Origin of the sequence: Rhizobacter sp. OV335, assembly GCF_900142965.1 — a bacterium.
Classification (GTDB): domain Bacteria; phylum Pseudomonadota; class Gammaproteobacteria; order Burkholderiales; family Burkholderiaceae_C; genus Rhizobacter.
The window spans coordinates 1-10632 of record NZ_FRCQ01000058.1 but is presented as its reverse complement, the minus strand read 5'-3'; the positions used below and the strand labels follow the sequence as shown (position 1 = coordinate 10632).

Below are 10632 nucleotides of genomic sequence, written 5' to 3'. Positions count from 1 at the left end.
GTCGACTTGATCGATGAGGCGAGTCTGGTCGAGGCGCTGGCCGCCGTGCCGGTGCCCGAGCTGCAGCTCTCGATTCGGTCGACCGCGATTTGGCACGACGGCGTCGTGGTGCTGCTGGCCGAGGGCACGCCAGCGCTAGACGACCTGCGGCGCGACACCGGCGTTGCGGTGGCCGCCGCCGGCCTGGAGAGCGAACCGCGATGGACGCCGCACATGACGCTGGCCAGGCACGCAGTCGCGGCACCGGCGCCGGCAGCGATCGATCCGATCATCTGGGCGCCGCGCGAAGTGTCTCTGGTCTGGTCGCGGCGTGACGCCGCGGGCTACGAGGTGGTGAGAGCCTGGCCGACGGTCACGGGCTGAGGAGACGGACGGCGGCAGTGGTGCCGTCCAGGTCGCCATTCTCGGACTGCGTGCCCAGGTCGCCGGCGATCACGTCACCATTTCTCCCCTCGCGAGTGGAGCACTACAGCGCGCCGCGCTTCACTTCCTTCGACCGGTCGTATACGCGCGCCGCGGTTGCCGGGTTCGCGTGCAGGTCCGGCAACACCCCGTGCTCCAGCTTGTAGTGCGTCGTGCAGTAGGCGCGCAGGTCGTGAAAGGTGCCAGCGCGGCGTACTCTGCCATCGCCGCCAACACCGCTGACTGGCCGCCTCGCGCACGCGCCCATTCCAGGAAGCGCGTGAGGTCCGCGGACTCCGGCACGACGTCCCGCGGTCGCTCCTTGTTCCGGCGTACCTGCTTGCAGGGGTTCACATCGATGTCGCCGCGGTTGATCGCAAGGTTCATCAGGTTCGAGAGCAGCGCCATCTCACGATTGGCGCGGACGGGTGCCCGAATGAAATGCTGGTCGACGTGGTGGAGATGTACAAGCGAGGTCAGCGCCTCGAGCGGGGGAGCCTTGCGTCTGTTCCGGCCCATCGTGGCGTGTTGAGCCTGACGCCGGACCGGCCTGGTCGAGATCCACGGGACCGCAATCCGCCGCTGTTGGCTGGCCTGTGTCGTCCCGAGGGCATGAGCTGGGTCTTGCCGCCGCTGGACAAGGCACGGGTGGTTCGGATCAACCCGCGCGGCATCTTGATCAAGGGATGGCAGGAGCTTCAGTCGACCAGGTCGAGCCGCAACTCCGAATGGTTCGACCAAGCGTGGTGGGTGAGGGTGGTTGCATCGGCGGCGAGCGCCGCGGCGCTAGAGCTCGAGGATGTGCAACCTGTACACCTCGCCAATTGAGCAGGAAGTTTGGGACTACTGGAACGTGAGCGGACCGATGCCCCCATTGCGATTCTTCGACGGGCACCACGTGGGGCCGAAGAAGCAGGGCCAGTTCCTGCGCGCGGACCACGCGACTGGCGGCCTCATCTACGCCGTCGGGCGTTGGCAGCTCGTGCCGACGAACTGGCCGGACATCAACACCTACCCGTACGCGACGAACAACGCACGCTGGGAAAACAAGGTTCGGGTCAGCCGCACGTTCAAGCCGGTGTGGCAGGCGGGGCAGCGCTGCGTGATTCCGATCCGGAACTTCTACGAGCCCTGCTATGAAACGGGCTCGCACGTGAGCTGGCGGTTCGAGAACGCCGACGGCAGTCCGCTCGGCATGGCCGGGTTGTGGAACAGCTGGATCGACAAGACCACCGGCCAAGTCTTCGACACGTACACGATGATCACCATCAACGCGGACGATCACCCGATCATGAAACGCATGCACAAGCCCGATCCCAACGATCCGGAGAAGCGCATGGTCGCAGTGCTCCCGCTGCAAGACCAGCAGGCATGGCTCTTCGGGTCGCCCGCAGAGGCCGAGCAGGTGATCGGCCAGTGGCCTGTAGAGAAAATCAAGGCGACGCAGATGCACAAGCCGAAGCCGCCGCCTGCGGTGGTGCCTGATCCACAGGGGGACTTGTTTTAGCGTGGGGCTCCGGAACGTCCGCTAGCGACCCAAAGCTGAAGTTGACTGGGGCCGAGCAAGGTATCCGTCCAGCCAAGTCATCTTGAACCCGGAAGGGGCAGCGGCAAGGATCGCGTCCACGTCGTTGATGGATACGAGCATCCTAGGCGCGCCTCAGCGGATCAACATGACTTGGCTGGCCGCATACCCCAAGCGAACGCTTCAGTGCACAGGCCACAAGCTTCTATGAGTTCTTAGCTGCTGCCGCTGCCGGTTTTGTTCTGGGCGGCACCTTGAGCTTCTTCGCCCTCTCTGTCGTCACGTAGATGGACTCAAGCACGTTCTCAAGGATGTCCATGACCACATTGACATCCGCTGAGGTGGGCTGATAGCCCCGATGCGTCGTAGCGTGCCCGGCCTCAATCAGCGGGCCCAGGGCATCCAACTGAATCTTGCTGATGAAGCCACCTTCAAGAAACTTTTCCAGATTCTTAACGAAGCTGCCGTTGTCGCCGACCTTCTCGACCATGACGAACTCAAGTAGGGAGCGGACACCTAGCATAGTCAGCCACCAGTTCTGTGCGCCAATGCCGGTGTAAAGCTCTTGCAGGAGGTTGTATTTGCTCTGGGCGCCCAAAAAGTCCGCTAGGAATAGCTCATGCATCCATGGCGGCCTGCGACGAGCCAGGGCGGGCGGGTACTGGTCAACCATGTCCCCTTGACCGTTGATCGACCAAGACGTTTTCATGGTGACGTATTCGCAGCCGTTGCACTCAGCGAGGGTGTAGACGGACTTCTCCACGTCGAAATCATCTTCGTGAGTCTCCGTCACGTCCTCCTTAGTGATCGTATAGAGCACTGTGTGCTTCGTCTTGCGCAAGCACAGGTTGCAGTGCCACCAAACCTTCTCTTCCGGGTTTGCCATTGTTCCCTCCTGCGGTCGATTCTGCCGCACGGGGTTGGTGCCTTGCCCTAGGGCCATTGCTATTCGTGGCGTAGGGAGCGGTAGATTGCTCTCGCTTGCTCCAGGGGCAACGCAACGGTCGGAGCTGGCCTTGGGCGGTTCACCTGCTATTGGACACGGCCGACGCCATGGGGCTTCAAGCTTGGCACGTGAGTATGCTGGGCGCCGACCAGCGCTCCTGAGAGTCGACTTCCGCGACCGACGGGAAGTGGCCGAAAGGGTGAGTTCGACGCGCGCGGAAGATGACCGTGCGCTTTGCTCATAAGTGCGAACGGTTCGCGCGCACCAGGCTAGGTCGGAGAAAAGATCTGCTCAATCGCGGCAAGGGGGTCGGCGTCGATCACGTGCTGCTGCTCGATGTAGGTGATGTGGGCTGCTTCCTGGCAGTCGTCCCACGCGTTCATCGGCTCGATCGCCATGTACACGCCAGCCTGGGCTTCAAGCCAGGCGTCGACGCCCTTCAAAGCCGGCCAGAATTTCACTTCGGACATCGGCATGCGCTGATGCTCAACCGCGTCGGCGGGATCTTGCTGGCGACGGTACACCCACACGTCGGCCGCGTACCGCCTCAGCGCCTCGGCCGAGTTCGCGCTGAAGCGCTTCGACATCTGCATGACGAACTGGTCAATCCAGCGGGAACGAGGCATCAGGTCCATGTCGACATGGTAGCCGGGCGCAGGTTGGGCTGCACTACGCGCCGGCTCAAGTGCCATCACCCGTCGCACTGGAGCGGTTCTCCTCAAGCATCATGCAAAAAATTCTGCCTTGCTCGATCGCATCGTCCAGCGCCACATGCGTGTGGGGAAGGTCTCCCTTCCACCGGCGCGGCATGTTCCGCTTCGTCGACTGCCGGTAGGGAAGCCGAAGCATTGCCATGGCGTATGTCTTGATGTCCAACGCGGAGTGGCTGAACGGGCTCTCGCCTGCGAAGCGCATCAGGTACCAGTAGACGAACATGAAATCGAAGGCTGCTGGGTAGCCGACGAACACCGACTTGCCCGGCAGTGTCTTCAACCAGGCTGAGTAGGCCGGCATGGCGATGCTCGGCGCTTGACAGTCCACCCGCGTGGCGTTCCAGGCGGCTGGGTTGGCCTTCCAGAACTCCATGGTGGCGGGCGACGAGGCGGCGCCTTCGAGCAACTCAAGGTTCGCAGCGAAGGTGCTCAGAAGGCGCCCGTTCGCGTCGAAGGCCGCCGAGCCGAAGCTCAGCATCGAGTGCGGTCCAGGGATGGGACCGTCAGCTTCGATGTCGGTGGAGACGTAGATTTCGGTGGTCACGCGGCATTCTGATGCCAGATCGCGCGCCTGCCAGGGGCCCGTCTTCTGATGAGCGGGCGGCTGCGCAAGCCGGTCGCGCGCGGCACCAGCTACCGATGCCGAACTACTGGATATGAGACGGCGTCTCATAAACGTCCCATATCGGGCCGCCAATGACAAAGGGCCTGCATCGCTGCGGGCCCCGTCAATACTGGCTCCTCGACCTGGGCTCGAACCAGGGACCTACGGAGTAACGGTCCGGCCTTTGCTTTCAGTGCGAAGATGATGGACACACAATGCAGGAGAGGGGAGACGACTATGGAGCGTTGTTACGGAGCTGTGTGCTTTTTCCCGTTGGAGGCGAGTGCCCCAAGATTCTTTGGATTCTCGGAGTTTCTGGCGGGCCTAGCGCTAATGGTGCTCGCGTGGACAACTGCCGATGTTCGCTATCGATTCCGAATAAGAACTGCGCCGTTGCCATTGCAGGGACTTACTTTTTTTGTCGTTGCAACCGTCGGAGGGCTATCGCTTCTGACGGACCTATGGCGCGCCGAGCAGTGGCTGGTTCCGCGGGGCAATCTGTTCACACCCGCAACGTGGCAGGCACTCCTTGGGGGAAGCTTCCTTCTGACGTTTCTCACTTGGGCGTGGTTCGCGTTCATACGCCCGCCGGTGTATGGCAAGCTGAACGCACAGAGATTTGCCCAAGCCCTATATCGAATAGTTCTCAAAGGGTCCCCCGATGAACTCGCCATCATTGCGGAGGAACTCACATTCTCTGCGGCACCCTTGGTGAGCTACGCCACGGATCTTGGAAGGCTGAAGAATTATCATATTATGCGAGATGAAGTGCCGCGGAAGAGGGTTTCGAAGGTGGAAGCCTACGCCAACGACCTGTTGCTTCTATTGGGCGACAAGCGCCTCTGCCGAAGCATTGTCGCAGTCTCGCCGGGAACGGCTCTTGCAATATTCCAAGAAATACAGGAGATGAAAAAATTTGGAATTCAAGTGGAGACTTTCGGCTGCAATATCGTGACTGAGGCTCTCCTGAATGCGGACTCTTTTTTATTCAATGAGACGGAGTCTTATGAATCAGGCCTTATTGGCTATCATAAGCCGCTGAGCCAAGCAATTTTCTCGAATTACGAGATGGTCGAGAATATTGGGACTCTGCTTGATCCGAATATTGATGCCGGCGGCAAATGGACAGCGGCGCAATTGGGTGCCTATTGCAGAGCAGTGAAGCTAACTCTAGGCAGCTACGCAAAAGGAGGGTATCGTGGGCATTCATTCGTACTGTATCGTGCAAAATCGAACATAGAGCATGCTGCTTCCGACGTATACTTGCTTGATGGAACGGATGAAATTTCGTTCGACGATCAAGTTTTGGCACGCTTGCGTGTTGTCATTGAGTTTATTGTTGATGCAGTAAGTATTCTTGATGAGCACAAGTTGTCCGGGGAACTACAACTCCGAATTCGTAAGACAGAAAATGGTGGCCTGGGAACCTTCTACGATCACCTCGCTGAAATGATCTTTGAAGTGATCTTCGCCGCTTCAGCTGTTACATCGCCGCACAGCCAATGTTGGTGGGTGCAACACAATACTGTTTGGTCCAGTCTGTTCAATTTCAATAGATTGCAAACGACTGTGGGCAAGATTGTAAAATTTAAGGTCCGCCGTCTCATGTACGACGAGATCGTACGAATGCACAGCTCACCGAATTTCAAAGGCGCAAAGATTCTTGGCTTTTGTTTGAACGTTATGGGGTTGAAACTCGGGAACCCCACATATGACAGGGACAGTCGAGCACTTCATAGAGCTGTTCTTGCTTGGACTAAGAGGAATTTTTCTTGGCTGAATTCTTATAACCATCGCGTCGCCGAGGCGAGTCTAGTCGACAGCCTGACATATGAACCCGCGAATCAAAGGCTAGTTAAGACCTATGCGGCAGGGGGGCTTCGGCGTGAGCCGACATACGTCTATCTAGATTTGGATCCCTTGCAAGACTCCACAACGTTGAGATCATCGGGTTCCGATCAGGAATGACGTGCATCGGGCCGCAGCGACGATCGCGTTTCGGGAATGTGGAAGGCTACTCACTCGATATTGGCGAACTCTTGTTGCACTGGACGAGTTGAAATGACATCAAATCTGAAAGAGCCTGTGACGCTAGAGAAGCTTGTCGCAGAATTGTTAGAACGCATGGGGCGTGAGGGCGTCAAAACTAACCTTGTCGTTGAGGGTTCTCTGGGCCACCGATACGATGTTGACATCATATTTGGTGATTTGGGTGATGCGACGATTGTTGAAGTAAAGGCCTACAGATACCACTCGCCTCCTCCCGCGGAACTACTTGTGAGAGCGTTAAATCGCCTCCAACTTGTTCAGAAAGAAATGCGAGTCGCGCATTTAATGCTTGTCATGTCGTGTCCATTGGTATCGACTCTACTCTCAATAAGCCAGCACTACCCGAACGTAGAGATTTGGGACGGCCCGAAACTCCTTGAGGTTGCTTCTTACTATCCGGATCTTCTGAAGCGCCTAGAAGACCTCTTGGAAGTGACGGTATCGGATGTCGGGATAAGGCAAGATGCGGAAGCTGAGATCCAATCAGATGTTGAAAGTACAAAGGGGCGGGAGTTGGCCAGCGAGTTGAGGGCCATTCCGCCTGGTAGGGAAGGCGCATACATATTTGAGCAGAAGTGTGTCGAAGCGCTCCAGTACCTCTTCGATCGGGATCTGTTTGGGTGGCATATACAGCACACGACAGAGGATGGGTTGCATCGCCGCGACTTGGTATGCCGAATCCTACCGAAGGCAGAGATATGGCGGCTGATGCTTACGGACCTGAAAAGTCGATACGTTGTTTTTGAGTTTAAGAACTATAGCGAACAAATCTCACAGAGTGAAATTATAACCACCGAGCGATACCTGTATCCTTCAGCCCTTCGACGGCTTGCGATCATTGTTTCTCCGCGCGGCTGCTCGTCGTCAGCCAATAAAGTTATCCAGGGCGCTATGCGCGAGAGCGGAAAGCTTTTGCTTTCGCTCACAGTGGATGAGCTTGCTTCATTACTTGTTGGCAAGGATGAAGGATCGGATCCGAACTCGTTTCTGTTTGAACGCGTAGACGAGTTTCTAATTAGTCTGGGCCGCTAGCGCTGAATATTGCCATGCGCCGGACGGGGAGGAGAGGGCGGAAGAGGGGAACTTTGAGCGTGCCTAGCTGGGGCTTGCTCGGTGAGGCTCGACCTGTGGCAACGATACGCCACAACTGCCCAGTCGAGGAGGTCGCCGAAGCGATTTGGGTAGCGATGCTCTAAGTTGTTGATTTGTAAATTGATCGGGAGATTGCAAAGCCGTTGAGCCGAGTGCGGTCGATTGCCGATGCAGCACCGCGCTGACCCCAGCGACTGGTACACGCTAGGTGCGGGCATTCAGGCTCGTGCGGCGACAGGCTCAGATCGACCCATAGCGGACGTTGGCTCAGGCTGAGCAAGGCTCCGGAAAGCGGCCGTTCAACGTTTGAGATGAGAGGCTTGCCGGGGCAAGTCCTCTCGATTGGAATACGAAGGGGCGTCACGGCCTAGCTTGCACGACCTTAGCCATGACCCAGTGGTTCTTTCCGAGGCGCCTAACTCGCTCGAAGCCTTGTCGTTCAAACATTGATAGCCGACTGTTATAGAGGAATGAGGCCGAGACATTTCGGCCTGCAACGTCTTCAGGATAACTCTCCACGGTGCCTCCGCCAAGGCGTGAAATTTCCTCTAACGCGCCCGCAAGAGCTGCCGAGGAGACACCTTGTCCACGGTATGCCTTGTCGACGAAGAAACAGGTGATTCGCCATTGAGGCATCTCAAATGAGCCTTCGCTATAGACGCGCAGATGCTTGATCCGGGGGAGTTCTTCTGGAGCGCCAAACTGACACCAACCAATGCAAGTGGCTCTGTCGTAAACGAGTGCGGCGTGGGCAGTGCCCTGACGCACTCGATTCTCCTTTTGCGCGCGGCGATGCACGCCGCGTTCCTTGCCCTCGGGATGGAACTCAAGACACCAGCATCCGCCCCAGACACCGTTATGCCGTTCGATCAGTGCGGCAAAGTCCGGCCACGTGGACTGGGAGAGTGACTTGATAGTGAAGTCAGGCATCGGCTGGTGTGCTGTTTGAGGTCTAACACGTCGGCCATTCCAGGCTCATCGAACCAGTGGGGCCATCTTGTTCTCCTCGATTCTTCAGGGATGGGCCGGTTAGTCCAGCACAAACGCCGCGAGCGCGCAATATCGATCCTGTGTAGGGCCTAACCTGATTCATCGATCGCCGGATGGAAGCCGCAGCGGACACCGAAGCGACACACGCGTCGCGAAGTCCTACACCAGATCCCGGCCACTACTGCCATGCGCGCGGCGAGCCGGGCACGACAATTGAGGTGGGCTACTACAGGAGCAACCCATGGACAAGTCAATGATCAAAGGTATCGCGGTCGGCGGCATCGCAATGGTGATGCTGGGCGCGGGTGCCGTCACGGGTTATCAGAAGCTGTCGCAGCCCAAGGCCGCTGAGGTGATGGCCGTCAAGGAGGTAACGGAGACCGTGACGACGCCGCGCCAACAGTGTGAGACGGTGCAGGTGCAGCGCCAGGCGCCGGTCAAGGACGAGAACCGCCTGCTCGGCAGTGTTGGTGGCGCGGTGCTCGGCGGCGTGCTCGGTCACCAGATTGGCGGCGGCACCGGCAAGAAGGTGGCCACCGTAGCCGGCGCTGCGGCAGGCGGCTACGCCGGCAACCAAGTGCAGAAGAACATGCAGCAAGGTGACGTTATCTCGACCGCCGAGCAGCGCTGCAAGACGGTGCAAGAGAAGTCGAAGAAGTTGGTTGGCTACGACGTGAGTTACCGCCTGAATGGCAAGGACGGAGTGGCGCGAACCTCGTTTCGCCCTGGCGCCACGCTGCCGGTGAAGGACGGCCAGGTCGACACGACAGCGCCGACGTCTTGAGCCACACGCCGTCCAGGTGCGACAGCCGGCAATCCGATGCTTCGTAGCAACGTTGCTCGACTTCCTGCCTCCATGCAATCGCCAGCGGGACTGCTCTTCAAGCGCGATGCACATCCTGGGCTTGGCCCTAAACGTGTCTAACCGATGCCCAATGACCCGCGTCCGCCCTGTGTTTTCTCCTACCTTAAGAGTTAGACAAAGCACTCGCGCGGGCGCCGTAGCCCTTGATCGACGTCCAGACTTCTAAGCAGCTGGTCGAGAGCGTGGCGCGTGTGACTGTGCTCGGAACGCTTGGAATTCGCTCGCCAGCCGCCGGGCTAGGCAGGCAGTCGAATGAGGCCATTGCCAGTGTGTCGATCCTCCTGCGAGCGCAACTTCAAAGCTTGGGGACAGCGCTTTGGCCTACAAGAATGCCGCGTGTTGCTGCCGTGCCATCACAGCGCATCTCTGACATCGGCATCTGGCACCAGGGAGCACCCTGGACGCCACGCAATGTGACTAGGGGGTCAACATGCCAAACAGGCGGCACATCAACTACCGGGGGTGCTTCATCACCACGCGATGGACAGAGGTCACACCTCGACCGGAGTGCGCAGAACAAGAGACGCTCATTCACGGGTCGGCGAAGCGATTCACGGCCAGTTTCTCAGTCGAAGCAAGCCTCGCTTGTGACGAGTCGTGGCAACAGTTCCCGACGACTGAGTTCGATACCTTTGCTCGCGCATCAGAGGGCGCGATGACTATTGCTCGACAGATGATCGACGCGAAGCTCTCCGAACGGTCCAGAACCGTGCGGCACTGAGTTGGCGAAGCGGGGTGATCGAGTGCGGTCAGCCGCGGCGCGCGCGATCTGCAGGGGGGGATGCACCAGGCGCGTGAACCTCGAACGTGTACTGCACCCTACGAATCGTAGCGGTGCGATCGCTGCTGCATCGCACGGAGCGGATGAACCTGTCCCGCGGTTGTCTCGGCCTGTTCCGCGGTTGTACCGGGATCACCCGGTTTTGCGTCGTCGGGGCAGCTGTAAGTCGTTGATTTTCAACACTGTGCCGCGCCTGTCACGTTTTGTGATTCCTGTTGTCGTGGGTTCGAGTCCCATCAGCCACCCCACACGAAGCCCGCTTGCAGCGGGCTTTTTCTTTGTAGCGCCCGCTAACGAGCACACGCTGCAGAGGCTCGTTATTTCCCACGGTGGGAAATGAGGGCCGACCCGCAGCCTGCCGCAACAGCGCTGGCACTCCCTGACGGCGCATAGTCGTGAGGATGAACCCCCGCCGAGATCACGCCTCCGCACGGCGCCGGATCTGATGTCTAGCCGACGCCTGTTCGTGGGCCTCATGGCTGACGACCGCATGCGAGATGCCGTGGACGCGCTGCGTTCGACGTGGGTCTTGCCGCCTGGCGCGCGATTGGTGCCGCGGCACAACCTTCACTTGACGCTGCACTTCCTCGGGGACGTCGACTTGATCGATGAGGCGAGTCTGGTCGAGGCGCTGGCCGCCGTGCCGGTGCCCGAGCTGCAGCTCT

The 10632-nt window shown here is 59.0% G+C and carries 11 protein-coding genes; 7 read left to right on the top strand and 4 right to left on the bottom strand.

The annotated features are described in order from the left end of the window. From BUE42_RS33275 to BUE42_RS31090, 3 genes are all read left to right on the top strand, one after another. A partial coding sequence (locus BUE42_RS33275; RefSeq protein ID WP_369823031.1) for a 2'-5' RNA ligase family protein occupies positions 1-363 on the top strand: 363 nt, incomplete at its 5' end. A 480-nt stretch (positions 364-843) separates the two neighbouring features. Then, positions 844-1230 (top strand): hypothetical protein, encoded by a 387-nt coding sequence (locus BUE42_RS32850; protein WP_143171875.1) that lies wholly within the window; start codon positions 844-846, stop codon positions 1228-1230. Continuing rightward, the gene (locus tag BUE42_RS31090) at positions 1202-1909 is read left to right on the top strand and encodes an SOS response-associated peptidase family protein (RefSeq protein WP_083614823.1); all 708 of its coding nucleotides are present in this window, start codon (positions 1202-1204) and stop codon (positions 1907-1909) included. Before BUE42_RS32850 ends, BUE42_RS31090 begins: the two co-directional genes overlap by 29 nt. A 223-nt stretch (positions 1910-2132) precedes the next feature. Here the strand turns inward: BUE42_RS31090 and BUE42_RS31085 are convergent, their stop codons facing one another. The 3 genes from BUE42_RS31085 to BUE42_RS31075 all read right to left on the bottom strand — a co-directional run bounded on the left by BUE42_RS31085 (position 2133) and on the right by BUE42_RS31075 (position 4130). Then, positions 2133-2813 (bottom strand): DUF4145 domain-containing protein, encoded by a 681-nt coding sequence (locus tag BUE42_RS31085; RefSeq protein WP_056808583.1) that lies wholly within the window; start codon positions 2811-2813, stop codon positions 2133-2135. Positions 2814-3142: 329 nt separating this feature from the next. Then, on the bottom strand, positions 3143-3508 hold the full coding sequence (locus tag BUE42_RS31080) for a hypothetical protein (protein WP_056808584.1): 366 nt from the start codon (positions 3506-3508) through the stop codon (positions 3143-3145). Positions 3509-3554: 46 nt separating this feature from the next. Next, entirely contained in the window at positions 3555-4130 is a 576-nt protein-coding gene (locus tag BUE42_RS31075; protein ID WP_056808586.1) for a 3'-5' exonuclease family protein, read from the bottom strand. A 651-nt stretch (positions 4131-4781) separates the two neighbouring features. Between BUE42_RS31075 and BUE42_RS31070 the strand changes: the two genes are divergently transcribed. Then, complete coding sequence (locus tag BUE42_RS31070; RefSeq protein ID WP_200799070.1) at positions 4782-6158, top strand: hypothetical protein; 1377 nt, start codon at positions 4782-4784, stop codon at positions 6156-6158. A 93-nt stretch (positions 6159-6251) separates the two neighbouring features. Beyond that, positions 6252-7271, top strand: coding sequence for a restriction endonuclease (locus tag BUE42_RS32845; RefSeq protein WP_159445531.1), 1020 nt, complete (start codon positions 6252-6254; stop codon positions 7269-7271). Positions 7272-7691: 420 nt separating this feature from the next. Here the strand turns inward: BUE42_RS32845 and BUE42_RS31060 are convergent, their stop codons facing one another. Then, positions 7692-8261 (bottom strand): GNAT family N-acetyltransferase, encoded by a 570-nt coding sequence (locus BUE42_RS31060; RefSeq protein WP_073469347.1) that lies wholly within the window; start codon positions 8259-8261, stop codon positions 7692-7694. Between the two features lie 313 nt (positions 8262-8574). Here BUE42_RS31060 and BUE42_RS31055 point away from each other — a divergent pair, with 313 nt between their 5' ends. Together BUE42_RS31055 and BUE42_RS31050 are read left to right on the top strand one after the other, a co-directional pair. Then, positions 8575-9105 carry a glycine zipper 2TM domain-containing protein gene (locus tag BUE42_RS31055; RefSeq protein WP_369823032.1) on the top strand — a complete coding sequence of 177 codons (531 nt, stop codon included), beginning with the start codon at positions 8575-8577 and terminating at the stop codon, positions 9103-9105. Positions 9106-10442: 1337 nt separating this feature from the next. Continuing rightward, a partial coding sequence (locus BUE42_RS31050; RefSeq protein WP_304442410.1) for a 2'-5' RNA ligase family protein occupies positions 10443-10632 on the top strand: 190 nt, incomplete at its 3' end.

What these genes read in the sequence shown, in the direction of transcription:
- BUE42_RS32850 (WP_143171875.1), top strand. Translation starts at nt 844, where the DNA reads ATGCTGGTCGACGTGGTGGAGATGTACAAGCGAGGTCAGCGCCTCGAG.
- BUE42_RS31090 (WP_083614823.1), top strand. Translation starts at nt 1,202, where the DNA reads ATGTGCAACCTGTACACCTCGCCAATTGAGCAGGAAGTTTGGGACTAC.
- BUE42_RS31085 (WP_056808583.1), bottom strand. Translation starts at nt 2,813, where the DNA reads ATGGCAAACCCGGAAGAGAAGGTTTGGTGGCACTGCAACCTGTGCTTG.
- BUE42_RS31080 (WP_056808584.1), bottom strand. Translation starts at nt 3,508, where the DNA reads ATGGACCTGATGCCTCGTTCCCGCTGGATTGACCAGTTCGTCATGCAG.
- BUE42_RS32845 (WP_159445531.1), top strand. Translation starts at nt 6,252, where the DNA reads ATGACATCAAATCTGAAAGAGCCTGTGACGCTAGAGAAGCTTGTCGCA.
- BUE42_RS31060 (WP_073469347.1), bottom strand. Translation starts at nt 8,261, where the DNA reads ATGCCTGACTTCACTATCAAGTCACTCTCCCAGTCCACGTGGCCGGAC.
- BUE42_RS31055 (WP_369823032.1), top strand. Translation starts at nt 8,575, where the DNA reads ATGATCAAAGGTATCGCGGTCGGCGGCATCGCAATGGTGATGCTGGGC.